This window comes from Pseudomonas frederiksbergensis (assembly GCF_001952935.1).
Lineage (GTDB): Bacteria > Pseudomonadota > Gammaproteobacteria > Pseudomonadales > Pseudomonadaceae > Aquipseudomonas > Aquipseudomonas frederiksbergensis.
On the sequence record NZ_CP018319.1, the window covers coordinates 3,767,098 to 3,791,552 of the forward strand.

The 24,455-nt window shown below is 58.3% G+C and carries 23 protein-coding genes; 20 read left to right on the forward strand and 3 right to left on the reverse strand.

Annotated elements, in window-relative coordinates; genetic code table 11:
* Positions 1-114: 114 nt before the first annotated feature.
* The 7 genes from PFAS1_RS17480 to ispD all read left to right on the forward strand — a co-directional run bounded on the left by PFAS1_RS17480 (position 115) and on the right by ispD (position 7,882).
* Positions 115-1,062 carry an acetyl-CoA carboxylase carboxyltransferase subunit alpha gene (locus tag PFAS1_RS17480; RefSeq protein WP_008154040.1) on the forward strand — a complete coding sequence of 316 codons (948 nt, stop codon included), beginning with the start codon at positions 115-117 and terminating at the stop codon, positions 1,060-1,062.
* A 133-nt stretch (positions 1,063-1,195) separates the two neighbouring features.
* A complete protein-coding gene (tilS, locus tag PFAS1_RS17485; RefSeq protein ID WP_076029931.1) occupies positions 1,196-2,524 on the forward strand; it encodes a tRNA lysidine(34) synthetase TilS in 1,329 nt (442 codons plus the stop codon).
* A gap of 274 nt (positions 2,525-2,798) precedes the next feature.
* Positions 2,799-4,430 (forward strand): CTP synthase, encoded by a 1,632-nt coding sequence (locus PFAS1_RS17490; protein ID WP_076029932.1) that lies wholly within the window; start codon positions 2,799-2,801, stop codon positions 4,428-4,430.
* 5 nt (positions 4,431-4,435) lie between these two features.
* The gene (gene kdsA / locus PFAS1_RS17495; protein ID WP_056720954.1) at positions 4,436-5,281 is read left to right on the forward strand and encodes a 3-deoxy-8-phosphooctulonate synthase; all 846 of its coding nucleotides are present in this window, start codon (positions 4,436-4,438) and stop codon (positions 5,279-5,281) included.
* 156 nt (positions 5,282-5,437) lie between these two features.
* Positions 5,438-6,727, forward strand: coding sequence for a phosphopyruvate hydratase (gene eno / locus PFAS1_RS17500; protein WP_010462792.1), 1,290 nt, complete (start codon positions 5,438-5,440; stop codon positions 6,725-6,727).
* A 172-nt stretch (positions 6,728-6,899) separates the two neighbouring features.
* The gene (gene ftsB / locus PFAS1_RS17505) at positions 6,900-7,178 is read left to right on the forward strand and encodes a cell division protein FtsB (RefSeq protein WP_008028992.1); all 279 of its coding nucleotides are present in this window, start codon (positions 6,900-6,902) and stop codon (positions 7,176-7,178) included.
* On the forward strand, positions 7,175-7,882 hold the full coding sequence (ispD, locus tag PFAS1_RS17510) for a 2-C-methyl-D-erythritol 4-phosphate cytidylyltransferase (protein WP_076029933.1): 708 nt from the start codon (positions 7,175-7,177) through the stop codon (positions 7,880-7,882). Before ftsB ends, ispD begins: the two co-directional genes overlap by 4 nt.
* A gap of 148 nt (positions 7,883-8,030) precedes the next feature.
* Here ispD and PFAS1_RS17515 read toward each other — a convergent pair whose 3' ends face one another.
* Positions 8,031-8,927, reverse strand: coding sequence for a LysR family transcriptional regulator (locus PFAS1_RS17515; RefSeq protein ID WP_074879661.1), 897 nt, complete (start codon positions 8,925-8,927; stop codon positions 8,031-8,033).
* Positions 8,928-9,034: 107 nt separating this feature from the next.
* On the opposite strand from PFAS1_RS17515, the gene PFAS1_RS17520 reads away from it, so the two are divergent.
* From PFAS1_RS17520 to rpoS, 8 genes are all read left to right on the forward strand, one after another.
* Positions 9,035-10,147: an S-(hydroxymethyl)glutathione dehydrogenase/class III alcohol dehydrogenase gene (locus PFAS1_RS17520; protein ID WP_008154027.1), complete on the forward strand. Its 1,113-nt coding sequence runs from the start codon at positions 9,035-9,037 to the stop codon at positions 10,145-10,147.
* An 8-nt stretch (positions 10,148-10,155) separates the two neighbouring features.
* Positions 10,156-11,001 (forward strand): S-formylglutathione hydrolase, encoded by an 846-nt coding sequence (fghA, locus tag PFAS1_RS17525; protein ID WP_076029934.1) that lies wholly within the window; start codon positions 10,156-10,158, stop codon positions 10,999-11,001.
* A gap of 43 nt (positions 11,002-11,044) precedes the next feature.
* Positions 11,045-11,518 carry a 2-C-methyl-D-erythritol 2,4-cyclodiphosphate synthase gene (gene ispF / locus PFAS1_RS17530; protein WP_076029935.1) on the forward strand — a complete coding sequence of 158 codons (474 nt, stop codon included), beginning with the start codon at positions 11,045-11,047 and terminating at the stop codon, positions 11,516-11,518.
* Positions 11,515-12,573, forward strand: coding sequence for a tRNA pseudouridine(13) synthase TruD (gene truD / locus PFAS1_RS17535; protein ID WP_076029936.1), 1,059 nt, complete (start codon positions 11,515-11,517; stop codon positions 12,571-12,573). Before ispF ends, truD begins: the two co-directional genes overlap by 4 nt.
* Positions 12,561-13,310: a 5'/3'-nucleotidase SurE gene (gene surE, locus PFAS1_RS17540; RefSeq protein WP_076029937.1), complete on the forward strand. Its 750-nt coding sequence runs from the start codon at positions 12,561-12,563 to the stop codon at positions 13,308-13,310. The genes truD and surE overlap by 13 nt, the downstream gene beginning before the upstream one ends.
* Positions 13,311-13,351: 41 nt before the next feature.
* Positions 13,352-13,987 (forward strand): protein-L-isoaspartate(D-aspartate) O-methyltransferase, encoded by a 636-nt coding sequence (locus PFAS1_RS17545; RefSeq protein WP_173860469.1) that lies wholly within the window; start codon positions 13,352-13,354, stop codon positions 13,985-13,987.
* Between the two features lie 211 nt (positions 13,988-14,198).
* A complete protein-coding gene (locus PFAS1_RS17550) occupies positions 14,199-15,056 on the forward strand; it encodes a peptidoglycan DD-metalloendopeptidase family protein (RefSeq protein WP_076029938.1) in 858 nt (285 codons plus the stop codon).
* A 105-nt stretch (positions 15,057-15,161) separates the two neighbouring features.
* Positions 15,162-16,169, forward strand: coding sequence for an RNA polymerase sigma factor RpoS (rpoS, locus tag PFAS1_RS17555; RefSeq protein ID WP_008154012.1), 1,008 nt, complete (start codon positions 15,162-15,164; stop codon positions 16,167-16,169).
* Positions 16,170-16,651: 482 nt separating this feature from the next.
* Here rpoS and fdxA read toward each other — a convergent pair whose 3' ends face one another.
* Both fdxA and mutS read right to left on the reverse strand, forming a co-directional pair.
* Positions 16,652-16,975 (reverse strand): ferredoxin FdxA, encoded by a 324-nt coding sequence (gene fdxA, locus PFAS1_RS17560; protein ID WP_008154011.1) that lies wholly within the window; start codon positions 16,973-16,975, stop codon positions 16,652-16,654.
* A gap of 142 nt (positions 16,976-17,117) precedes the next feature.
* Entirely contained in the window at positions 17,118-19,697 is a 2,580-nt protein-coding gene (mutS, locus tag PFAS1_RS17565) for a DNA mismatch repair protein MutS (RefSeq protein ID WP_076029939.1), read from the reverse strand.
* A 211-nt stretch (positions 19,698-19,908) separates the two neighbouring features.
* Between mutS and PFAS1_RS17570 the strand changes: the two genes are divergently transcribed.
* The 5 genes from PFAS1_RS17570 (at position 19,909) to recA (ending at position 24,452) form a co-directional block, all read left to right on the forward strand.
* A complete protein-coding gene (locus PFAS1_RS17570) occupies positions 19,909-20,643 on the forward strand; it encodes a LexA family transcriptional regulator (RefSeq protein WP_076031545.1) in 735 nt (244 codons plus the stop codon).
* 744 nt (positions 20,644-21,387) lie between these two features.
* Complete coding sequence (locus PFAS1_RS17575; RefSeq protein WP_074879641.1) at positions 21,388-21,735, forward strand: phage holin family protein; 348 nt, start codon at positions 21,388-21,390, stop codon at positions 21,733-21,735.
* 221 nt (positions 21,736-21,956) lie between these two features.
* Positions 21,957-22,520, forward strand: a complete 564-nt coding sequence (locus PFAS1_RS17580; protein ID WP_076029940.1) for a glycoside hydrolase family 19 protein — start codon at positions 21,957-21,959, stop codon at positions 22,518-22,520.
* A 295-nt stretch (positions 22,521-22,815) separates the two neighbouring features.
* Positions 22,816-23,316 (forward strand): CinA family protein, encoded by a 501-nt coding sequence (locus PFAS1_RS17590; RefSeq protein WP_076031546.1) that lies wholly within the window; start codon positions 22,816-22,818, stop codon positions 23,314-23,316.
* A gap of 83 nt (positions 23,317-23,399) precedes the next feature.
* The gene (recA, locus tag PFAS1_RS17595) at positions 23,400-24,452 is read left to right on the forward strand and encodes a recombinase RecA (RefSeq protein WP_076029942.1); all 1,053 of its coding nucleotides are present in this window, start codon (positions 23,400-23,402) and stop codon (positions 24,450-24,452) included.
* Positions 24,453-24,455: the final 3 nt, after the last annotated feature.

Consider the following 24,455-nt stretch of genomic DNA (forward strand, 5'->3'; position numbering starts at 1 on the left):
ATCTCGACCTGAATTTTTAATCTCGACCTGAACGCGCCTCTCCCTTAAGGTAGGGCGCGAATAGACAACCGGCCGGCCCAAGCTCTCTTGGATGTCGACCCAAGACGGACGCCTATGAACCCGAATTTTCTAGATTTCGAACAGCCGATCGCCGACCTGCAAGCCAAGATCGAAGAGTTGCGCTTGGTCGGTAATGACAATTCGCTGAATATCGGCGATGAGATCTCCCGCCTGCAGGACAAAAGCAGCACGCTGACCGAAGACATCTTCGGCAAGCTGACCAGCTGGCAGATCGCGCGTCTGGCGCGTCACCCGAAACGTCCGTACACCCTGGACTACATCGAACACATCTTCACCGAGTTCGACGAACTGCACGGCGACCGTCATTTCTCCGACGACGCTGCGATCGTGGGCGGCATTGCCCGTCTGGACGACCAGCCGGTGATGATCATCGGTCACCAGAAAGGCCGTGAAGTGCGCGAGAAAGTTCGCCGCAACTTCGGCATGCCGCGTCCGGAAGGCTACCGCAAGGCGTGCCGCCTGATGGAAATGGCCGAACGCTTCAAGATGCCAATCCTGACCTTCATCGACACCCCGGGCGCTTACCCAGGTATCGATGCTGAAGAGCGCAACCAGAGCGAAGCGATTGCCTGGAACCTGCGCGTCATGGCTCGCCTGAAAACCCCAATCATCGCCACCGTGATCGGTGAGGGTGGTTCTGGCGGTGCTTTGGCGATCGGCGTTTGCGATCAACTGAACATGCTGCAGTACTCGACCTACGCGGTGATTTCGCCGGAAGGTTGCGCCTCGATTCTGTGGAAGACCGCCGAGAAAGCGCCGGACGCAGCCGAGGCCATGGGTATCACTGCCGAGCGCCTGAAAGGCTTGGGTATTGTGGATAAAGTGATCAGCGAGCCTTTGGGCGGCGCGCACCGTAATCCGGCAGCTGCGGCTGCATCGATCCGTGCAGAACTGAGCTCGCAACTGGCGATGCTGAAGAAGTTCGATAACGAAGCGCTGTTGGCTCGCCGTTACGAGCGTCTGATGAGCTACGGTCTCTGATCTGACCTCGCTATACCCATGTGGGAGCGAGCCTGCTCGCGATGGCGGCTTAACATTCAACTAATCTGTTGGTTGTTATGCCCCTATCGCGAGCAGGCTCGCTCCCACATTTGTTTTGTGTAAAGGGAACGCTATGAGTCGGCCAATGATTGATTTGCCTGCCAAGCTGTTGCTGAATCTGAAACCGTGGCGCAATGCTACAACCTGGCGCATCGCCTTCTCCGGTGGTCTCGACTCCACCGTTCTGCTGCACCTTCTTGTACACCTCGCGAAAACCGAATCCCTGCCGGCGCTAAGCGCCATCCATGTTCATCACGGCCTTCAAGCGGCGGCTGATGCGTGGCCGGATCATTGCCAGTCGGTCTGTGATGCGCTGGGTGTGCCGCTGCAGGTTGTTCGTGTGCAGGTTCAACCCGGCGCCAGTATCGAGCGTGCAGCCCGGGATGCGCGATATGCCGCGTTCATCGAGGCGACTCAGGCCAATGAGGTGTTGATGACCGCCCAGCACCGTGACGATCAGGCGGAAACCTTGTTGTTTCGACTGTTGCGTGGGGCAGGCGTGAGAGGGTTGTCGGGAATGCCGAGCGAACGTCCGTTGGGTCGCGGGCATTTGCTGCGCCCCTTGCTCGATGTCACTCGCGCCGAGCTTGAAGCCTACGCGACTGAACATCAGTTGAGCTGGATCGAGGATCCGTCGAACCAGGACCACCAGTTCTCACGCAATTATCTGCGTCATCAAGTGTTCCCCGTACTGACCGCGCGCTGGCCGCAAGCGGTGGCGACCATGGCGCGCAGCGCTGCGCATCTGAGCGAAGCGCAGGGATTGCTCGACGAATTGGCGCAAATCGATCTGTCCCACGCCAGCACCGCCAGTGATTTCGATTGGTTGGGTTTGCCGTCGCTGGAGTTGGCACCGCTGGAGAAACTGTCTGATGCGCGTCAGCGCAATGCGCTGAGTCATTGGCTCAAACCTCTGACGACCTTGCCGGACAGTGACCATTGGTCGGGTTGGGAGAATGTGCGCGATGCGACCGGCGATGCGCGTCCGCTCTGGCGGCTGGCGGCGGGTGAATTGCATCGCGCGGGCGGGCGTCTCTGGTGGTTGTCAGGTGGCTGGCTGCGCACTCCGCCATCCCCGGTTTCTTGGGCTGAGCCCTCGGTATCACTGGTGTTGCCGGATAACGGCGTGCTCACCCTCACCGGTCAAATTCCCGATGGCCTGCTGCATATCCGCTATCGTGAGGGAGGTGAGGTGATGAATTTACCCGGTCGCGGCCATCGCGATCTGAAGCGATTGCTCAATGAAAGCGGTGTGCCGGGATTTGTCCGTGGCAGATTGCCGCTGCTCTATCGAGGCAAGCAATTGCTGGCGGTGGCCAACCTGCGGGGCTTGGACGGCAGTGCAAAGAATCATTGGCGTTTGCATTGGCAACCATCGCACGAAGATCAAGGTTTGAGCTGAAAGGGGCTTTCCGGTAGACTACGCTCCCTTCTTGATACAACTTCTGTGGATTCGCCTGAATTGCAGGAGTTGCCGATTACCAAGCAGTCTTTGCTGGGCGATTCCAAAAAATGTGTAGCGAGCAACCTACCGGTGTTTCATCTTCCGGTCTGTCCCAACGCGGCGGTTTTTTTGAAAGATGCACTGTGATTAATGCAGGTGATCGGGGGCTTCGGCCTTCCTTCGCTTTCCCCGGCGGCTCGGACCGCTTTAACGCAGACTTCTAGGGTTTTTCATGACGCGCTACATATTCGTCACGGGCGGTGTTGTTTCTTCATTGGGGAAAGGCATCGCATCGGCTTCATTGGCGGCCATCCTGGAGGCGCGGGGACTTAAGGTCACCATGCTGAAGCTGGACCCGTACATCAACGTTGACCCGGGCACCATGAGCCCGTTCCAGCACGGTGAAGTGTTCGTCACCCACGACGGCGCCGAGACCGACCTGGACCTGGGCCACTACGAGCGGTTCATCCGCACGACCATGACCCAGAACAACAACTTCACCACCGGCCGTGTCTACGAACACGTCCTGCGCAAAGAGCGCCGTGGTGATTACCTGGGCGCCACCATCCAGGTGATCCCGCATATCACCGACGAAATCAAGCGCCGGATCATCAAGGGCGCCGGCGATGCCGACGTGGCCATGGTCGAGATTGGTGGCACCGTGGGTGACATCGAATCGCAACCGTTCCTCGAAGCGATCCGTCAATTGCGTTTCGAAGTCGGCGCCAAGCGCGCGATGCTGATGCACCTGACACTGGTGCCGTACATCGCCACTGCCGGTGAAACCAAAACCAAGCCTACCCAGCACTCGGTCAAGGAACTGCGTTCCATCGGCCTGCAGCCTGACGTGCTGGTCTGCCGTTCCGATCACCCGATCGACATCTCCTCGCGTCGCAAGATCGCTCAGTTCACCAACGTTGAAGAACGTGCGGTGATTGCGCTGGAAGACGCCGACACCATCTACAAGATCCCGGGCATCCTGCACTCCCAGGGCCTGGATGATTTCGTTGTCGAGCGTTTCGGCCTGCAATGTGGCGGCGCCGATCTGTCCGAGTGGGAAGCCGTCGTCGATGCCAAGCTCAACCCTGAGCATGAAGTCACCATCGCGATGGTCGGCAAGTACATGGAACTGCTGGACGCCTACAAGTCGCTGATCGAAGCGATGAGTCACGCCGGCATCAGCAACCGCACCAAGGTCAACCTGCGCTACATCGACTCCGAAGACATCGAAAACCAGGGCACCGCGCTGCTGGAAGGTGTCGACGCGATTCTGGTACCTGGCGGCTTCGGTCTGCGTGGCGTGGAAGGCAAGATCACTGCCGTTCAATTCGCTCGCGAAAACAAGGTTCCGTACCTGGGCATCTGCCTGGGCATGCAAGTGGCCGTGATCGAGTTCGCTCGTAACGTGCTGGGCTGGAAAGACGCCAACTCCACCGAGTTCGATCGCGCCAGCGGCCATCCGGTCGTGGGTCTGATCACCGAGTGGGAAGATGCCACCGGCGCCGTCGAAACCCGTACCGAAACGTCCGATCTGGGCGGCACCATGCGCCTCGGCGCCCAGGACTGCCTGCTGGAGCAGGGTTCCCTGGTGCACGATTGCTACGCCAAGGACGTGATCGTCGAGCGTCACCGTCACCGCTACGAAGTGAACAACAACCTGCTGCCGCAAATCATGGAGGCTGGCCTGAAAATCACTGGTCGTTCCGGTGATGGCGCGCTGGTTGAAGTGGTTGAAGCCCCGGATCATCCATGGTTCGTCGCTTGCCAGTTCCACCCTGAGTTCACCTCCACACCACGCGACGGTCACCCGTTGTTCAGCGGTTTCGTTAAAGCAGCTTTGGTTCAACACCAGAAGAAGGCATAAATCCGATGGCCCAGAAGATCATCCGCGTAGGCGATATCGAGATTGCCAACGACAAGCCAATGGTGCTTTTCGGTGGCATGAACGTGCTGGAAAGCCGCGACATGGCGATGCAGGTCTGTGAAGAATACGTAAAGGTCACCGAGAAACTCGGTATCCCTTACGTGTTCAAGGCCAGCTTCGACAAGGCCAACCGTTCCTCCGTGACTTCTTACCGTGGCCCTGGCCTGGAAGAGGGCATGCGGATTTTCCAGGACATCAAGCAAGCGTTCGGCGTGCCGATCATCACCGACGTCCACGAGCCTGATCAGGCCGCGGTCGTCGCTGAAGTCTGCGATATCATCCAGCTGCCGGCCTTCTTGTCGCGCCAGACCGACCTGGTGGTTGCGATGGCCAAGACCGGTGCGGTGATCAACATCAAGAAAGCCCAGTTCCTTGCGCCTCAGGAAATGAAACACATCCTGAACAAGTGCGTGGAAGCCGGTAACGATCAGTTGATCCTCTGCGAGCGCGGTTCGAGCTTCGGCTACAACAACCTGGTCGTCGACATGCTTGGCTTCGGCATCATGAAGCAGTTCGAATACCCGGTATTCTTCGACGTGACCCACGCGCTGCAAATGCCTGGCGGTCGTTCCGATTCCGCCGGCGGTCGTCGCGCCCAGGTCCTTGATCTGGCCAAGGCTGGCATGAGCCAGTCGCTGGCCGGTCTGTTCCTCGAAGCGCATCCGGACCCGGACAACGCCAAATGCGATGGCCCTTGCGCCTTGCGTCTGGACAAACTGGAGCCATTCCTGGCCCAGCTCAAAGCTTTGGACGAACTGGTGAAGAGTTTTCCGACGGTAGAAACCGCGTAATCCTCATTTCTCCGGTAAAGTACCGCACGAATTAATGCTCAGGCCCTCGGGTCTGGGCCTTATCGTCCGCAAGTCTGCCCGCTGCACATTGCTTGCCGGCGATACAAGATTTCCTTCAGCTGCGTCGTTTTCGTCAACTTTGGAGTGTTTACAACAATGGCAAAAATCGTCGACATCAAAGGTCGTGAAGTTCTCGACTCCCGTGGCAACCCCACTGTGGAAGCAGACGTGCTTCTCGATAACGGCATCATCGGCAGTGCTTGCGCGCCGTCCGGTGCTTCCACTGGCTCGCGTGAAGCACTCGAGCTGCGTGATGGCGACAAGAGCCGTTACCTGGGCAAAGGCGTACTCAAAGCCGTCGCCAACATCAACGGTCCGATCCGCGACCTGTTGCTGGGTACAGACCCAAGCGACCAGAAAGCGCTGGATCACGCGATGATCAAGCTCGACGGTACTGAAAACAAAGGCTCCCTGGGCGCCAACGCGATCCTCGCCGTTTCCCTGGCCGCCGCCAAGGCAGCCGCACAGGACCAGGACCTGCCGCTGTACGCTCACATCGCCAACCTGAACGGCACCCCGGGTGTTTACTCGATGCCGGTTCCGATGATGAACATCATCAACGGTGGCGAACACGCCGATAACAACGTCGACATCCAGGAATTCATGGTTCAGCCAGTAGGCGCCAAGTCTTTCTCGGAAGGTCTGCGTATGGGCACCGAGATTTTCCATCACCTGAAAGCTGTTCTGAAGGCCCGTGGCCTGAGCACTGCTGTGGGTGACGAAGGTGGTTTCGCACCGAACCTGGCCTCCAACGAAGACGCTTTGAAAGTAATCTCCGAAGCCGTGGCCAATGCCGGTTACAAGCTGGGCACCGACGTGACCCTGGCGCTGGACTGCGCTGCCAGCGAGTTCTACGAAGACGGTAAATACAACCTGTCCGGCGAAGGCCAGGTGTTCACCGCCGAAGGTTTCGCTGACTACCTGAAAGGCCTGACCGAGCGTTATCCGATCATCTCGATCGAAGACGGTCTGGACGAGTCCGATTGGGCTGGCTGGAAAATCCTCACCGACAAGATCGGCGAGAAAACCCAGCTGGTGGGCGACGACCTGTTCGTGACCAACACCAAGATCCTGAAAGAAGGCATCGATAAAAAGATCGCCAACTCGATCCTGATCAAGTTCAACCAGATCGGCACCCTGACCGAAACCCTGGAAGCCATCCAGATGGCCAAGGCCGCTGGTTACACCGCCGTGATCTCGCACCGCTCCGGCGAAACCGAAGATTCGACCATTGCCGATCTGGCTGTGGGCACCGCGGCTGGCCAGATCAAGACCGGTTCCCTGTGCCGTTCGGACCGTGTTTCCAAGTACAACCAACTGCTGCGTATCGAAGAGCAGTTGAATGGCAAAGCCAAGTACAACGGTCGCAGCGAATTCCGCGGTTAATCGTTAATTGGTAAAAAAGACACCGGATTGTGTCGGAAAAATCGCAGCAGCGATGGATTTGCCACTAATCTGATGCCTTATAAGCACAAGCCTGGATCTTCCAGGCTTCGTGCTATCAGAAGCTTCAAAGTTTTGGCATGGCTGTCTTTTTTCACTGGATACCTGATATTCGATGCGCAGTCCCAATTGGTTGTTCCTCGTCTTGCTCCTGCTGCTGGCTGGCCTGCAATACCGCCTGTGGGTGGGTAATGGCAGTCTGGCGCAAGTGGCCGAACTGACTCAGCAGATCGCAGATCAACACGCTGAGAATGAGGGGCTGCTTGAGCGCAATCGGGTGATGGACGCTGAAGTCAGTGAATTGAAAAAGGGCATGGAGACCGTTGAAGAGCGGGCTCGTCATGAATTGGGCATGGTCAAGGACGGTGAAACCCTTTACCAGCTGGCTCAATGAACCTTTCGTTACCGGCCTTCTGGGCTGTAATTCCTGCCGCGGGCGTCGGTGCCCGTATGGCCGCGGACCGTCCCAAGCAATATTTGCAATTGGACGGGCGCACTATTCTCGAACACAGCCTCGGCTGTTTCCTTGACCATCCTGCCCTGAAGGGATTGGTGGTCAGTCTTGCTGTTGATGATCCTTATTGGCCGAACCTGGCATGCGCTGGCGATCCACGAATTCAGCGGGTTGAAGGTGGTTCCGAGCGTTCCGGGTCGGTACTCAATGCGTTGCTGCATTTGCATGCGCAAGGCGCTGACGATGACGATTGGGTGCTGGTTCACGATGCGGCGCGGCCGAATCTGAGCCGTGATGATCTGGACAAGTTGCTGGGTGAACTCGCAGATGATCCGGTTGGCGGACTGCTGGCGGTTCCGGCACGCGATACCCTCAAGCGGGTCGACAAGCACGGTCGCGTGGTCGAAACCGTGGATCGCAGTGTGATCTGGCAAGCCTATACGCCGCAGATGTTTCGTCTGGGTGCATTGCATCGGGCGTTGGCGGACAGTCTGGTGGCCGATGCGGTGATTACTGACGAAGCTTCGGCGATGGAGTGGGCGGGGCTGGCGCCGCGCCTGATCGAAGGCCGGTCCGACAACCTCAAGGTTACGCGTCCCGAAGATCTCGAATGGTTGCGCCAGCGCTGGTCCAACCGCCGCTGACTGCTGTGGTGTCCGGCAGATTGCTTTCGCGAGCAAGCCCGCTCCCACATTCGACCGCATTCTTTCTGAAGAAACTCGGTTAAATGTGGGAGCGGGCTTGCTCGCGAAAGCGGTATCTCAGTCAATAAAACTGGCACTGAAACATACCTTAGCTCCGATACTCCGGCCGCTCAGCCAATCCTTCCTTCAAGTAATCCACCAACTTGCGCACCTTCGGCGACAAATGCCGTTGCTGTGGATAAAGCGCCCACACGGCAGTGTTCGGCGGTTGGTGGGCTTCCAGCAGCGAAATCAACTCGCCGCTTTTAAGGTGCTCCAGCACGTAGTAGTCCGGCAACTGACACAAACCCACTCCCTGTAACGCCGCATCCAGCACCGCTTGCCCACTGTTGCAGCGCCAGTTTCCCTGCACTCGCTGGGAAAATTCCCGCCCGTTCTGTTCCAGTTGCCAGATGTCCGAGCTACCGATGAGGCAGTTGTGGCGGCTCAGTTCCGACAAACTGTGCGGCCGGCCGTAGCGTTCCAGATAGGACGGCGATGCACACAGGTACATGCGTCGTGGCGCCAGGCGTGTCGCTACCAGCCGCGAGTCCTGCAGGCGACCGAGACGGATCGCCAGGTCCAGCCCTTCGTGCACGAGGTCGAGTTGACGATTGCTCAGTTCGATGTCGATGCGCAGTTGCGGATAGAGCCCCATGAAACGGGTTACCAGCGGCACGATGAATCGTTCGCCGTACGCCACGGCGCAGGTCATGCGCAGCATGCCTTTGGGTTCGCTGGTCAGGTCGCCCACCGCTCGCAGTGCTTCTTCGCGACCATCCTGCAGGCGCTGGCAATGTTGCAGAAAGGTTTGCCCGGCTTCGGTCAGCGTGACCCGGCGGGTGCTGCGATACAGCAGTCGCGTCTGAAGTCGCTCTTCGAGGCGTACTATTTGTCGACTGATGTGGGAGGAAGAAACCCCGAGGCGTTCTGCGGCAGCCGTGAACTGACTGCACTCGGCGACGGCGACGAACTCGTCGATACCTTCCCAGCGGTTTTCGGACATCAAGGATTATCCCTGTATGGCAATAATGTTTTGCTTTTGTCCGGATTATTCACCGTAAGGCGCTGTATTACACTCCTTGTCTTGTTTTTATTCACTGGAGAATCCACATGATCAAGTCACGCGCTGCCGTTGCCTTCGAGGCCAAGAAACCCCTCGAGATCGTTGAAGTCGATGTCGCCATGCCCAAGGCCGGTGAAGTCCTGCTGCGTGTGGTTGCCTCCGGTGTCTGCCATACCGACGCCTACACACTGTCGGGCGCGGACCCGGAAGGTATCTTCCCGTCGATCCTCGGTCACGAAGGTGGCGCGGTGGTCGAGGCGATCGGTGAAGGCGTTACCTCCGTGGCCGTCGGTGATCACGTGATCCCGCTGTACACCCCGGAATGCCGCCAGTGCAAATTCTGTCTGTCGGGTAAAACCAACCTGTGCCAGGCGATTCGCGCGACTCAGGGTAAAGGCCTGATGCCGGATGGCACTTCGCGCTTTTCCTACAAAGGCCAACCCATTTTTCACTACATGGGGACCTCGACGTTCTCCGAGTACACCGTGCTGCCGGAAATCTCCGTCGCCAAAATTCAAAAAGAAGCGCCACTGGAGAAAGTCTGCCTGCTGGGCTGCGGTGTCACCACCGGCATCGGTGCAGTCCTTAATACCGCCAAGGTAAAACCAGGTGATACCGTCGCTATTTTCGGTCTCGGCGGCATCGGTCTGTCGGCAGTCATCGGTGCTGTCAAAGCCAAGGCTGCGCGGATCATCGCCATCGACATCAACCCGGCCAAGTTCGAGATCGCCAAGCAGTTGGGTGCAACCGATTGTGTGAACCCGAAAGATTTCGATCGTCCGATCCAGGAAGTCATCGTCGACATGACCGACGGCGGCGTCGACTTTTCCTTCGAATGCATCGGCAATGTCCAATTGATGCGTGCTGCACTCGAGTGCTGCCACAAGGGGTGGGGCGAGTCGGTAATCATCGGCGTCGCCGGTGCTGGCCAGGAAATCTCCACCCGTCCATTCCAGCTGGTGACCGGTCGCGTCTGGCGCGGTTCGGCGTTCGGCGGCGTGCGTGGTCGTACCGAGTTGCCAAGCTATGTCGAGATGGCTGAAACCGGCGAAATCCCGCTGGATACGTTCATCACCCACACCATGGGCCTGGAAGATATCAACAAGGCGTTCGACCTGATGCATGAAGGCAAGAGCATCCGTTCCGTCATCCATTTCTGAGGTCGGTCATGAGCCTGGAAAATATCTCCTGCCAGAAAAGCTTCGGTGGCTGGCACAAACGCTATCTGCACCGCTCCGATGTGCTCGGCTGCGACATGGTGTTTGCCGTGTACCTGCCGCCGCAAGCGGAGCAGGGTGTCAAGTTGCCGGTGTTGTATTGGTTGTCCGGCCTGACCTGCACCGACGAAAACTTCATGCAAAAGGCTGGCGCCATGCGCATGGCCGCCGAGCTGGGGCTGATCATCGTTGCCCCGGACACCAGCCCTCGCGGTCCTGATGTGCCGGGTGATCCGGATGGCGCCTGGGACTTCGGTCTCGGTGCCGGGTTTTATCTGAATGCCACGCAGGAACCCTGGTCGCGGCACTATCGGATGCATGACTATGTCGTGCAGGAATTGCCCGCATTGGTCGAAGCCCATTTCCCGGCCTCGGACAAGCGCGGCATCAGCGGTCATTCCATGGGCGGCCACGGCGCGCTGGTCTGCGCGTTGCGTAATCCGGGGCGTTATCAGTCGGTGTCGGCGTTCTCGCCGATCAACAATCCGATGGACTGTCCTTGGGGGCAGAAGGCCTTTTCCCGCTACCTGGGTGAAGACCGGTCGAAATGGCGCGAATGGGATGCCTGCGTCCTGATTGCCGAAGCGAACGAGAAGTTGCCGCTGTTGGTCGATCAAGGTGATCGCGACGATTTCCTCGCCACCCAGCTTAAGCCTGAAGCCTTGCAACAGGCCGCCAAACTGGCCGGTCATCCGCTGACGTTGCGCCTGCAACCCGGCTACGACCACAGCTATTTCTTCATCGCCAGCTTCATTGATGACCACTTGCAGCATCACGCACGCGCCCTAGGCGCCTAATGCAGGTAGAATCACGCCCTGACAAAAATCGGGGCGTTTTTTTATGCGTATTGGCCACGGCTATGATGTGCACCGTTTCGCTGAAGGCGATTTCATTACTCTGGGCGGCGTGCGCATTGCACACGGCTTCGGGCTGCTCGCTCATTCCGACGGTGACGTCCTGCTGCACGCCTTGAGCGATGCCTTGCTCGGCGCCGCTGCGCTGGGTGATATAGGCAAACATTTTCCGGACACCGACCCGACATACAAAGGCGCCGACAGCCGAGTGCTGTTGCGTCACGTCGTCGCACTGATCCACGCCAAGGGCTGGAAAGTCGGCAACGTCGATAACACTATCGTCGCCCAGGCGCCGAAAATGGCCCCGCATATCGAATCGATGCGCGCGCTGATTGCCGCGGATCTTCAAGTTGAGTTGGATCAAGTGAACGTGAAAGCTACCACCACCGAAAAGCTCGGCTTTGTCGGTCGCGAAGAAGGCATTGCCGTGCACTCCATTGCCTTGTTGCTGCGCGCATGAACGAACTGCAATTGCTCGGCCCGCGGGCCTATGGCGAAGCCCTTGGCACCGCCGTACTGAAAGCCACGGCGGAAGATTTCCAGGTCGATGAAGTCCTCGATATTCCCCTCAGCGGCGACGGCGAACACTTGTGGATCTGGGTGGAAAAGCGCGGTCTGAATACCGAAGAAGCGGCACGGCGGATCGCCAAGGCGGCAGGCGTGCCATTGCGAACCGTCAGTTACGCGGGCCTCAAGGATCGTCAGGCGCTGACTCGCCAATGGTTCAGCGTGCAACTACCGGGCAAGGCTGATCCTGATCTGTCGGCGGCGGAAAACGATACGCTGAAGATCCTCAAGACCGGCCGGCACAAACGCAAGCTGCAACGCGGTGCTCACTCGGCCAATGGCTTCACGTTGCGACTGACGCAATTCGCTGGCGACAAAGCGGCGATCGACGAGCGTCTGCAACTGATCGCCAAGCAAGGTATTCCCAATTATTTCGGCGCCCAGCGTTTCGGGTTTGACGGCGGTAACGTGGTCGATGCCCGTGCCTGGGCGGCGCGTAAAGCGTTGCCGGAACAGCGCAACGTGCGTTCGCGTCTGCTCTCTACGGCGCGCAGTTTTCTGTTTAATCAGGTGTTGGCGGCGCGTGTCGCCGATGGGAGCTGGCAGCGTGCTCTGGTTGGCGATCTGCTGGCCTTCACCGACAGTCGCAGCTTCTTTCCGGCAGGTGTTGCCGAGTGCAGCGACCCGCGCCTGGCGATTCTCGATCTGCACCCGACCGGTCCGCAGTGGGGCGAAGGTGACTCGCCGGCCACTGGCGTTGTCCATGAACTGGAGCAGGCAATCGCCACTCGCGAAGCGGACTTGCGTGATTGGTTGATTAACGCCGGTATGAGCCACGAACGTCGCATCCTGCGGCTGCCCATTGGTGGGTTGACGTGGCATTATCCCGAGCCTGACATTCTGCAACTGGAATTCGTCCTCCCGGCCGGATGCTTCGCCACCGTATTGGTGCGCGAGCTCGTTGATCTGGTGCCGGTGGGGCAGACGGACAGCCCATGCGTATTCTGATTTCTAACGACGATGGGGTAACCGCACCCGGTCTCGCCGCGCTTTATGCTGCGCTGGCGGATTACACCGAATGCGTGGTTATCGCCCCGGACCAAGACAAAAGCGGCGCCAGCAGCTCGCTGACGCTCGACCGTCCGTTACACCCGCAAACCCTGGCCAACGGCTTTATCAGCCTCAATGGCACACCGACCGATTGCGTGCACCTGGGCCTTAATGGCTTGCTGGAGTGCGAGGCGGACATGGTGGTTTCAGGTATCAACCTGGGCGCCAACCTGGGTGATGACGTGTTGTATTCCGGCACCGTGGCGGCGGCCCTTGAGGGACGTTTCCTGGCGCGTCCTTCGTTTGCCTTTTCGTTGGTCTCACGGCAAGTGGAGAACCTTCCCACAGCCGCGTACTTTGCGCGCAAACTGGTAGAGGCTCACGCGGACCTTGAACTGCCACCGCGTACGGTACTGAACGTGAACATTCCGAATTTGCCGCTGGACCACATCCGCGGTATTCAGCTGACCCGCCTCGGTCATCGCGCACGTGCTGCAGCGCCGATGAAAATGGTCGATCCGCGCGGTAAATCCGGTTACTGGATTGCGGCGGCGGGGGATGCCGAAGATGGCGGCCCGGGCACCGATTTTCATGCGGTGATGCAAGGCTATGTTTCAATCACCCCGCTGCAACTGGATCGCACCTTTAATGATGCCTTCAGAAGTCTCGATGGCTGGCTGGAGGGGCTGAACTAATGGCTCGTGAACAAGACGATATTCTGCGTCGTGGTATCGGGATGACCTCGCAACGGACTCGTGAGCGCCTCATTCAACGCCTGTATGAAGAAGGAATTTCCAACGCCAAGGTGCTGGAAGTCATTCGCCGTACACCGCGTCACCTGTTTGTCGACGAGGCGCTGGCTCACCGTGCCTATGAAGACACGGCACTGCCGATCGGCAATAACCAGACCATCTCGCAGCCTTATATGGTGGCTCGCATGAGCGAGCTGCTGCTGGAGGCAGGTCCTCTCGACAAGGTGATGGAAATCGGCACCGGCTCGGGCTATCAGACGGCGGTCTTGTCGCAACTGGTCGAACGGGTATTTTCCGTCGAGCGCATCAAGGTTCTGCAGGACCGGGCCAAGGAACGCCTGGTGGAACTGAACCTGCGCAACGTAGTGTTCCGCTGGGGCGATGGTTGGGAAGGCTGGCCGGCGCTGGCGCCTTACAACGGCATTATCGTGACGGCGGTGGCGACCGATGTACCTCAGGCGCTGCTCGATCAGTTGGCACCGGGAGGGCGGCTGGTGATTCCGGTCGGCTCGGGCGAGGTTCAACAATTGATGCTGATCATCCGGGAAGAGCAGGGCTTTTCCCGGCGTGTTCTGGGGGCTGTTCGCTTCGTCCCGTTGCTCAATGGGCCACTGGCCTGAGCATTTGTTTCAGGGCGCTGAATTCTCTTCGATTGCTTGTGTCTTACACCGGCATCGATCAGTTAAACGGATTTCATCGTCAGGCAGCAAACGTGTGCGCGAAGCCATTTCGCTTCATTAAAGGTAAAGCCTGCACGGCTCGTTATACTTGCGACATTTCATGCCGGAACACGGCAATCCACATTTTCAGCCACCACAAAGGGAGCGGCGGGTGAGTCTCACAGTCATTGCGCAGCGAATGGGTAAAACGAGCTTTCAGCGCCTGGTGACTGGCCTTGTCTTGAGCACCTTGCTGGTAGGTTGCTCCAGCAACAAGTCGAGTGATGTTCGCGTCGTCGATCGCAACAAAGCCGTCGCCCAGCGTCCGGCAGTGACCACGGGTCAATACGTCGTCCGGCCTAAAGACACCTTGTTCTCCATTGCCTTTCGCTACGGCTGGGACTACAAAGCCCTCGCGGCACGCAACAACATTCCTACGCCTTATACGATCCATCCGGGTCAGACGATTCGCTTTGACGGTCGCACCGGTTCAACGCCGACGCCGATGGCCAGCTCCGCCGATTCAACGCCTTCTTCGTCGCTGAAAACCACGGTAATCCGACGCCAGGCGAATGGCGCAACCACCAGTACTGCGGTGGTTACACCGTCCGTCGGCAGCAAGCCGACCCCTGCTCCGATGCGTCCTGCCGGCCCGGCCCCGACCGGCTGGGGGTGGCCATCTAATGGCATTCTTATTGGAAAATTCTCTTCAAACGGGAGTTTGAATAAAGGAATTGATATCGCCGGGGATTTGGGACAGCCTGTTTTAGCTGCGTCTGATGGGACGGTGGTATACGCCGGGAGTGGCTTAAGGGGCTACGGCGAATTAGTCATCATCAAACACAGCGACACCTACGTCAGTGCCTACGGACATAACCGCAGGCTGTTGGTTCGGGAGGGGCAGCAGGTCAAGGTCGGACAGACAATTGCCGAAATGGGGTCAACGGGTACAGACCGGGTGAAGCTGCATTTTGAGATTCGCCGACAAGGTAAACCAGTAGATCCGCTGCAATTCCTGCCACGTCGTTGATCGCTTTCCAGCCTGTTCCGTCGCGTAGAGGGAACAGGTTCCAGCGTTGCCAGGGATAAAGGCGCCGCTTGAGCCTGAGGTCGAACTCACCAAAGGACTATAACAATGGCTCTCAGTAAAGAAGTGCCGGAGTTTGACATCGACGATGAGGTTCTCCTGATGGAGACCGGCATCGGTACGGATTCGATGTCGAATGATGAAGGGGCTGCTCCACCTTCCGTTCGTGCCAAATCCAAACACTCCGCCTCGTTAAAGCAACACAAGTACATTGACTACACGCGTGCGCTCGATGCCACGCAGCTGTACCTCAATGAGATTGGTTTTTCCCCTCTGTTATCCCCCGAAGAAGAAGTTCATTTTGCGCGCTTGTCGCAAAGTGGAGATCCGGCCGGGCGCAAACGCATGATTGAAAGTAACCTGCGGCTGGTGGTGAAAATCGCCCGGCGTTACGTCAATCGGGGTCTGTCGCTGCTTGACCTGATCGAAGAGGGCAACCTCGGTCTTATCCGGGCGGTAGAGAAGTTCGACCCCGAACGCGGCTTCCGCTTTTCGACCTACGCGACCTGGTGGATTCGTCAGACCATCGAGCGCGCGATCATGAACCAGACCCGGACCATCCGGTTGCCGATTCATGTGGTCAAAGAGCTCAACGTGTACCTGCGGGCTGCACGGGAGCTGACGCAAAAACTCGATCACGAACCCTCACCCGAAGAAATTGCCAACCTGCTGGAAAAACCGGTGGGCGAGGTCAAGCGCATGCTCGGCCTGAACGAACGGGTTTCTTCGGTCGACGTCTCACTGGGTCCGGATTCGGATAAAACCCTGCTGGACACCCTTACCGATGACCGTCCAACCGATCCATGTGAACTGTTGCAGGATGACGACCTGTCCCAGAGCATTGATCAATGGCTCTCGGAGCTGACCGACAAGCAACGCGAAGTGGTGATACGCCGCTTCGGCCTGCGCGGTCACGAGAGCAGCACGCTTGAAGATGTAGGCCTGGAAATTGGCCTGACCCGGGAGCGGGTCAGACAGATTCAGGTTGAAGGCCTGAAGCGTCTTCGGGAGATTCTCGAGAAGAACGGCCTGTCGAGCGAGTCGCTGTTTCAATAAGTAATTTTCTGGCTGGCATTAAAAAGCCCCGACTGTTCGGGGTTTTTTATTGCCTGGAAGACAGGCTGGGAGTTCCGTCCGTAGTTCCTCTGGTTTGTAGTCTCCCGCTGTAAGAGTTTGCTTACTCTTTCGTAAGTGTTCGCTAATTTCAATGCGTAGCAGTCGTACATATTCCTACATGAGCTAAGATTAACTAATTGATTTTTATGATTATTTTTTTATGTGAATAGCGTGTGACAGCCAATTTCAGCTATTGGAGGCGATTGCTCTTGGTAGGGAATTCTCTAGTATCTGAACTGTGTCGACGGACAGACACACCCTTCAAGGATGAGGGGAAGGACATCGCAGGAAGCGATTCATCAGGACGATGAAAAGGAACACAGGGAATAGGGAAAAAATGTGGGCGGGTCAAACCGCCCCTTTTTTTGCCTGCAGAAAAGCAAAAAGGCCCACAAGGGGCCTTTTCGGGAACGCGGGGGCAATCAGCGTTCGAGGTCTTTGATCTTGCCTTTGACACCATCCCACTCTTCGGCATCGGGCAAAGATTCTTTCTTCTCGGTGATGTTGGGCCAGATTTCCGCCAGCTCAACGTTCAGCTGAATGAATTGCTGCATGTCTTCCGGGACTTCATCTTCGGAGAAGATGGCCACGGCAGGGCATTCTGGTTCGCACAGTGCGCAGTCGATGCACTCATCCGGGTGAATCACCAGGAAATTCGGGCCTTCGTAAAAGCAGTCCACCGGACACACTTCTACGCAGTCGGTGTACTTGCACTTGATGCAGTTGTCGGTGACGACGAAGGTCATTTCTAATTTTCTCCTCAGGCGGCGGCAGCGGAGCCCCTTCACGTTGGGGTCGCCAGGTTTGGGAGCGATAGTCTGCTGGTCAGGCTATAAGCCAGCAGCATCCCAAACCGCGCGAGATTCTAACAGCTTGCAGGCAAGTGCGTTAGATCCGTGTCTTTAGTGTATAGAGCATTTCGAGCGCACGACGCGGCGTCATGTCGTCCAGATCAAGTTTGGCCAGATCATCCAGCACCGGATGCGGCAGGCTGGCGAACATGTCGCTCTGCTGCGGCGTGGCTGGTTTGCCTTTGGCGGTCTTGGGAGCTTCATGAGGCAGGGCGGTCGCTTCCAGCCGGCCCAAGTGTTCGCGAGCGCGCACGATCACTTCGCTCGGCACACCGGCCAACTGCGCTACCGCAAGGCCGTAGCTTTGGCTGGCAGGCCCTGGCAGCACGTGGTGCAGGAACACGATGCGTTCGTTGTGCTCGGTGGCGTTAAGGTGGACGTTAGCCACCAATGGCTGGGCTTCCGGCAACACGGTCAGCTCGAAGTAGTGGGTGGCAAACAGCGTATAAGCCCGCAGATGCGCGAGGCGTTCGGCCGCCGCCCACGCCAGGGACAGACCGTCGAAGGTGCTGGTGCCGCGACCGACTTCGTCCATCAGCACCAGGCTGCGTTCGGTGGCGTTGTGCAAAATGTTCGCAGTTTCGCTCATTTCGACCATGAAGGTCGAACGTCCGCCGGCCAGGTCATCGCTGGAGCCGATCCGGGTAAAGATCCGATCCACCAGCGACAACTCGCAACTGGCCGCCGGAACGAAGCTACCGATGTGTGCCAGCAGCACGATCAGTGCGGTCTGGCGCATGTAGGTGGATTTACCGCCCATGTTCGGACCGGTAATCACCAGCATGCGGGTGTTGTCGTCGAGGCTCAGGTCGTTGGCCACGAACGGCGTGGTCAGCACTTGCTCGACCACCGGGTGACGACCCTGGCTGATGCGCATGCACGGCTCGCTAACGAAACGCGGACAGTTCAGATCGAGGTTCAGCGCGCGCTCGGCAAGGTTGCTCAGCACGTCCAGTTCGGCCAGTGCCGCTGCGGTGTCCTGCAACGGCGGCAACTGGGCGATCAAATCTTCGAGCAGTGCTTCGTAGAGCATCTTCTCGCGCGCCAGGGCGCGGCTCTTCGCCGACAAGGCCTTGTCCTCGAACGCCTTCAGTTCCGGCGTAATGAAGCGCTCGGCACCTTTCAACGTCTGGCGACGGATATAGTCTGCCGGCGCCGATTCAGCCTGCTTGCTTGGCAACTCGATGAAGTAGCCATGAATGCGGTTGTAACCGACTTTCAGGTGCGACAGACCGGTACGGGCCTTCTCGCGGGCTTCGAGGTCGATCAGGAACTGCCCGGCGTTTTCGCTGAGCGATTGCAAATCGTCCAGTTCGGCGTCGTAACCGGTTTTCAACACACCACCGTCACGGATGACGGCCGGTGGGTTGTCGATGATGGCTTTTGCCAGCAGCGCCGCCAGTTCCGGGTAGGTGCTGGTGGTCTTCGCCAGCTGAATGATGTGCGGGGCTTCCAACTCGGTCATCGCCACTTGCAACTCAGGCAATGCACCAAGCGCATCGCGTAGGCGAGCCAGGTCGCGAGGACGGGCATTGCGCAGGCCGATCCGCGCCAGGATCCGTTCGATATCGCCGATTTCCTTGAGCTGCGGTTGCAGTTTCTCGAAACGGTAACCGTCAAGCAGGCAGGTGATCGAGGTCTGGCGCGCCAGCAGTACGGTCAAATCCCGCAGCGGGCGGTTCAGCCAGCGGGTCAGCAGACGGCTGCCCATGGCGGTCTGGCAGCGATCGACCACCGATTGCAACGTGTTGTCGCGACCGCCGGCCAGGTTGGTGTCCAGTTCCAGGTTGCGACGGCTCGCGCCGTCCAGCACCACGGTGTCGTCCAGGCGTTCATGGCGCAGGCTGCGCAAATGGGGCAGGGCGGTGCGCTGGGTTTCCTTGGCGTAGCTGAGCAGGCAACCGGCGGCGCCGATGGCCAGGGTCAGGTTCTCGCAGCCGAAACCTTTCAGGTCCTGGGTGGAAAACTGCTGGCAAAGACTTTTCAGTGCCGAGTCACGCTCGAAATCCCACGGCGCACGGCGACGAACGCCACGACGTTTTTCCGCCGGCAGATCCTTCGGCCAGTCATCCGGGATCATCAGCTCCACCGGATTGACGCGCTCCAGTTCCGCCAGCAGGTTTTCCCAGCCCTTGATCTCCAGCACGGTGAAGTTGCCGCTGGTGATATCCAGCACCGCCAGGCCAAACAGACGTTCGTCACCCAGCACCGCTGCGATCAGATTGTCCCGACGTTCATCCAGCAGCGCTTCATCGCTGACCGTACCCGGCGTGATGATCCGCACCACCTGACGATCCACCGGTCCCTTGCTGGTCGCCGGGTCGCCGACCTGCTCACAGATCACCACCGACTCGCCGAGCTTGACCAGTTTCGCCAGGTAACCTTCCGCGGCGTGGTAAGGAATCCCACACATCGGAATCGCCTGGCCCGCCGACTGCCCACGGGCGGTCAAGGTGATGTCCAGCAACTTGGCGGCCTTCTTCGCGTCTTCATAGAAGATCTCGTAGAAGTCGCCCATGCGGTAGAACATCAACTGGTCAGGGTGCTGGTTTTTCAGGCGCCAGTACTGCTGCATCATTGGCGTGTGGGAGGACAGATCAGAGAGCGCTTTATTCATCGGATAATCAGGCAAATTCGTTGAAAGGTGTAGGGCAAAGGAGGGGCATCGGCCCGGCTTTTCCGCGATGGGCGCAAGGTTAACATGGGCGGTCCACCCGACGCAGGCATGAAAGCCCCGCGATACATTTCTTCGGTGTATGCACCGCATATGCGCAATTTATGCAATTTGGCATTTGTCTTCCGCGAAAAGAACAAGCACTATGCGTTTTATGCAAAAACGCAATGTTTCTACCGTCTTAAGAGCGCTGCTCGTTCAGCACGGGATCTCCCCTACGGAGCTTCACCGTCGCACCGGCGTGCCTCAATCCACTCTCTCGCGGATCCTCAGCGGGAAGATCGTCGATCCCTCGGATAAACACATCTCGAAGATTGCCGAGTACTTCGGCGTAAGCACCGACCAGTTGCGGGGGCGAGCGGATGTCGTGCCGGCAGCCAGCGCCGGGCGCGATCAACTGCATTCGGAGCTCAAGGACATAAGTCTGTGGGACGACGATACGCCTGTTGATGATGACGAGGTATCGGTCCCCTTTCTTCGCGAGGTTGAATTGGCTGCAGGATCAGGAAGATTCGTCATCGAAGAGAGCGAGCGCTCTAGCCTGCGCTTCGGCAAGCGGAGCCTGCGCCACAACGGTGTTCAGTTCGACCAGGCCAAATGCGTGACGGTGCGCGGCAACAGTATGTTGCCGGTGCTGCGCGACGGCGCCACGGTAGGCGTCAACGCCGGCAAGTGCGGGATTGGTGACATCGTGGATGGTGACCTCTACGCCATCAACCACAACGGCCAGTTGCGAGTGAAACAGCTTTATCGTCTGCCGACAGGGATACGCCTGCGCAGCTTCAATCGCGATGAACATCCGGACGAGGACTACACCTTCCAGGAAATCCAGGAAGAGCAGATTGTCATCCTCGGTCATGTTTTCTGGTGGGGCATGTACGCCCGTTAACCTCACCGCTGTCAGATAAAACCCGCTGCCCGGCGGGTTTTTTTCGCCTGTCGAAAACCGCCAACACCTTCATTTGCGGGGCTTTAATGCGCCAATGCATTTTAAGCGCATAAACAAATGCATTAATGCATTGACTGTATATGCATTCATGCATATTCTTTGTCTCAAGCCGCTCAACAAAGCAGCTCGAAACGAAGATCTCTAGTTCCACCACAAAGGCAGCGATGAACCGGCCTCAACGGTTCAGAGGGTTGGCAACTGACCCGGGTGTGCAGCGTAAAGCACCGCAAGCAGTTATCCGGCGGGCAGGGACCGCGGTCGGAAAAACAATATGAATGGACCCGTACGGCGCCAGTAGCGCCGAAAGGTCGACGCGAAGGACCGCATTCTGAAAAGTCCGGTTAGCGCCGTAATGCTGTTCACTTAAGACATTCTTCAGTCGAGCTAGAACCTGTGGCGAGGGGGGGGTTATCGGAATGCCGCACCACCCCGTTCGGCTGCGAAGCAGTCGTAATCCAGACAACTTAGTCTGTCTGAAAAGACGCTGGGGCCGCTTCGCAGCCCAACGGGGTGGTGCGACGTTTCGCTAAATCCCCTCGCCACAAATGTGGACGCCGCGCTTAAGTGAACAGTATTACGGTTAGCGCCGGGCTTTTTGGAATGCCCACCTACCGTCAGGCAACTCAAGAGACCGTTTGAAAGACACCCCCCATCACTCATCAATCCCCCCTCAGGAGACGCGACATGACAAACGAGCAACAAGCGTTGCTGGAGATGCCGATCTGGCTCGTCATCGTCCTCGCCCTGGTGGGCGGGGTGTCCGGCGAAATGTGGCGCGCCGACAAGGAGGGCGCTCGCGGCTGGTCATTGCTGCGGCGCCTGGCCTTGCGATCCGGGGCCTGCATGGTCTGCGGGGTCTCGGCCATCATGCTGCTGTATGCCGCCGGCGTGTCGATCTGGACGGCTTGCGCATTCGGTTGCCTGACGGCGATGGCTGGGGCAGACGTTGCCATTGGCCTTTATGAGCGCTGGGCGGCCAAGCGGATTGGCGTTTGCGAAGTGCCGCCGCGAGATACCCGCCAGGATCGCTGAACACAAAGCCCAATGGAATGGCGAGCAGCGGTGCCGACCGGCATCCGACCCGCAAGGACGCGGGTTTCCCAAGGCCAGTACCTTTCACTCAAACCCGCACTCAAGCGGGTTTTTTAGTACACCGATGAAAAACCCATGAAGATCACTCCGCTGATCGACCCACTGCATGATCATTGCCCAAGTCTTGTACATCGAGTCGCCGCCGGCATTCTGGAGGCTATATGACTGTTACGCAGCAACAACTACAAATCGTTATGCCTAACGCCTGCTCCCAAGCGGGCGTTTTCATTTCCGCACTCAACACCGCCATGACCCGCCACAACATCAACACTCCGAAACGCATTGCTGCGTTCCTTGCGCAAGTCGGCCACGAGTCGGGGCAGTTGCAGCACGTGCGTGAGTTGGGCAGCGCTCAATACATGAAAAAGTACGACACTGGCGCACTGTCTGTACGCTTGGGTAATACGCCAGAGGCCGACGGCGACGGTCAAAAATACCGTGGCCGAGGCCTGATTCAGATCACGGGTCGCGACAATTACCGTCAGTGCAGTCTCGGACTCTTCGGTGATGATCGTTTGCTGTTTTTGCCAGCACTTCTGGAAAAGCCCCGGTGGGCCGCTGAATCGGCTGCCTGGTTCTGGGAGCACAATGGCTTCAACGAACTGGCCGACCGTGACCAGTTCAACAGCATCACCCGCCGCATCAATGGTGGGTTGAACGGCTTGCAGGATCGTCTGCAACTCTGGGCGCGGGCGAGGGCGGTGTTATGCCAGCCTTCGGTTTGATCCCGATGTCTTGCTGCATCATTGGCGTTGTTGTGTTTCTGACTGTGTTGGCCGGCGGCTCGGCGGCGCTGAGGTGGCGCTTTCAGGATTGGCGTTGGTCGGCAGCTGGCGGAACTGGCAGCGTGCAACGAATTATCGCCATCATCGACGCCGGGAGCTGCGGACTGATTGCCTTGCAAGCCTGTCAGGCTTATATCAGAGCCCTCGCTCGCTAACATTTTGATCGATCCTTCGCCTTGCAAGCGCGTTACGCTCGTGTACGGTAGTTCTCATTCCGCTTGCTCAGGAGATGACCGTGAAAGAAATCACCCAACTGGCCGCTGAACTTGGCAGGCGCATGCAGGTTCTCAATGCCCACGTCACCGCCGCAGAGTCCTGCACCGGCGGCGGGATCAGCGAGGCGATCACCCGGGTTCCGGGGAGTTCGGCATGGTTCGAGGCCGGTTATGTCACCTATTCCAATCGCCAGAAAACCGAGCAGTTGAATGTCCCGGTCGAGTTGTTTGCGACGGAGGGGGCGGTCAGTCGCGAGGTGGTCGAGGCGATGGTCCGAGGCGCGCAGGAGAAAAGCCGGGCGCGTTTTGCCGTGGCGGTCAGCGGTGTGGCGGGGCCGGATGGGGGGTCGCCGAGCAAACCGGTGGGCACCGTCTGGTTAGCCTGGGGCGTCGGTGAGCAGGTGTTCAGCGAGGTCCAGCACTTCCCCGGCAATCGCGACGAGGTCCGCCGACAAACGGTCAAGGCCGCGCTAGAGGGGCTGCTGCGCCATGTCGCTGGAGAAATCTCAAATCAGGGGTAGGCGATCCTGAAACGCTGTGGAATAATACTGGCTACTTATACAGGTGTTGGCCGTCAGGCCTTATTGATTACGTGAGGACTTTAATGGACGACAACAAGAAGAAAGCCTTGGCTGCGGCCCTGGGTCAGATCGAACGTCAATTCGGCAAGGGTGCCGTAATGCGTATGGGCGATCAGGACCGTCAGGCGATCCCGGCTATCTCCACTGGCTCTCTGGGTCTGGACATCGCGCTCGGCATTGGCGGTCTGCCAAAAGGTCGTATCGTTGAAATCTACGGTCCTGAATCCTCCGGTAAAACCACGCTGACACTGTCGGTGATCGCTCAGGCTCAAAAAGCTGGCGCGACCTGTGCGTTCGTCGATGCTGAACACGCCCTCGATCCTGAATACGCCGGCAAACTGGGCGTCAACGTTGACGACCTGCTGGTTTCGCAGCCAGACACCGGCGAGCAAGCCCTGGAAATCACCGACATGCTGGTGCGTTCCAACGCGGTTGACGTGATCATCGTCGACTCCGTGGCTGCTCTGGTGCCGAAGGCTGAAATCGAAGGCGAAATGGGTGACATGCACGTGGGCCTGCAAGCCCGTCTGATGTCCCAGGCGCTGCGTAAAATCACCGGTAACATCAAAAACGCCAACTGCCTGGTTATCTTCATCAACCAGATTCGTATGAAAATCGGTGTGATGTTCGGCAGCCCGGAAACCACCACCGGTGGTAACGCGCTGAAGTTCTACGCTTCGGTTCGTCTGGACATCCGCCGTACCGGCGCGGTGAAAGAAGGTGACGAGGTTGTCGGTAGCGAAACCCGCGTCAAGGTTGTGAAGAACAAGGTGGCTTCGCCGTTCCGTCAGGCTGAGTTCCAGATTCTTTACGGCAAGGGCATCTACCTCAACGGTGAGATGATCGACCTGGGCGTGCTGCACGGTTTCGTCGAGAAGTCCGGCGCCTGGTATGCCTATGAAGGCACCAAGATCGGTCAGGGCAAGGCTAACTCGGCCAAGTACCTGGCAGACAATCCGGAAATCGCCGCCAAGCTCGAGAAGCAACTGCGCGACAAGCTGCTGACTCCGGCGCCGGACGTCAAAGCATCGCCAGTCAAAGAGACTGCTGATGACCTGGCTGACGCTGATATCTGATTG

What these genes read in the sequence shown, in the direction of transcription:
- PFAS1_RS17480 (WP_008154040.1), top strand. Translation starts at nt 115, where the DNA reads ATGAACCCGAATTTTCTAGATTTCGAACAGCCGATCGCCGACCTGCAA.
- tilS (WP_076029931.1), top strand. Translation starts at nt 1,196, where the DNA reads ATGAGTCGGCCAATGATTGATTTGCCTGCCAAGCTGTTGCTGAATCTG.
- PFAS1_RS17490 (WP_076029932.1), top strand. Translation starts at nt 2,799, where the DNA reads ATGACGCGCTACATATTCGTCACGGGCGGTGTTGTTTCTTCATTGGGG.
- kdsA (WP_056720954.1), top strand. Translation starts at nt 4,436, where the DNA reads ATGGCCCAGAAGATCATCCGCGTAGGCGATATCGAGATTGCCAACGAC.
- eno (WP_010462792.1), top strand. Translation starts at nt 5,438, where the DNA reads ATGGCAAAAATCGTCGACATCAAAGGTCGTGAAGTTCTCGACTCCCGT.
- ftsB (WP_008028992.1), top strand. Translation starts at nt 6,900, where the DNA reads ATGCGCAGTCCCAATTGGTTGTTCCTCGTCTTGCTCCTGCTGCTGGCT.
- ispD (WP_076029933.1), top strand. Translation starts at nt 7,175, where the DNA reads ATGAACCTTTCGTTACCGGCCTTCTGGGCTGTAATTCCTGCCGCGGGC.
- PFAS1_RS17515 (WP_074879661.1), bottom strand. Translation starts at nt 8,927, where the DNA reads ATGTCCGAAAACCGCTGGGAAGGTATCGACGAGTTCGTCGCCGTCGCC.
- PFAS1_RS17520 (WP_008154027.1), top strand. Translation starts at nt 9,035, where the DNA reads ATGATCAAGTCACGCGCTGCCGTTGCCTTCGAGGCCAAGAAACCCCTC.
- fghA (WP_076029934.1), top strand. Translation starts at nt 10,156, where the DNA reads ATGAGCCTGGAAAATATCTCCTGCCAGAAAAGCTTCGGTGGCTGGCAC.
- ispF (WP_076029935.1), top strand. Translation starts at nt 11,045, where the DNA reads ATGCGTATTGGCCACGGCTATGATGTGCACCGTTTCGCTGAAGGCGAT.
- truD (WP_076029936.1), top strand. Translation starts at nt 11,515, where the DNA reads ATGAACGAACTGCAATTGCTCGGCCCGCGGGCCTATGGCGAAGCCCTT.
- surE (WP_076029937.1), top strand. Translation starts at nt 12,561, where the DNA reads ATGCGTATTCTGATTTCTAACGACGATGGGGTAACCGCACCCGGTCTC.
- PFAS1_RS17545 (WP_173860469.1), top strand. Translation starts at nt 13,352, where the DNA reads ATGACCTCGCAACGGACTCGTGAGCGCCTCATTCAACGCCTGTATGAA.
- rpoS (WP_008154012.1), top strand. Translation starts at nt 15,162, where the DNA reads ATGGCTCTCAGTAAAGAAGTGCCGGAGTTTGACATCGACGATGAGGTT.
- fdxA (WP_008154011.1), bottom strand. Translation starts at nt 16,975, where the DNA reads ATGACCTTCGTCGTCACCGACAACTGCATCAAGTGCAAGTACACCGAC.
- mutS (WP_076029939.1), bottom strand. Translation starts at nt 19,697, where the DNA reads ATGAATAAAGCGCTCTCTGATCTGTCCTCCCACACGCCAATGATGCAG.
- PFAS1_RS17570 (WP_076031545.1), top strand. Translation starts at nt 19,909, where the DNA reads ATGCAAAAACGCAATGTTTCTACCGTCTTAAGAGCGCTGCTCGTTCAG.
- PFAS1_RS17575 (WP_074879641.1), top strand. Translation starts at nt 21,388, where the DNA reads ATGACAAACGAGCAACAAGCGTTGCTGGAGATGCCGATCTGGCTCGTC.
- PFAS1_RS17580 (WP_076029940.1), top strand. Translation starts at nt 21,957, where the DNA reads ATGACTGTTACGCAGCAACAACTACAAATCGTTATGCCTAACGCCTGC.
- recA (WP_076029942.1), top strand. Translation starts at nt 23,400, where the DNA reads ATGGACGACAACAAGAAGAAAGCCTTGGCTGCGGCCCTGGGTCAGATC.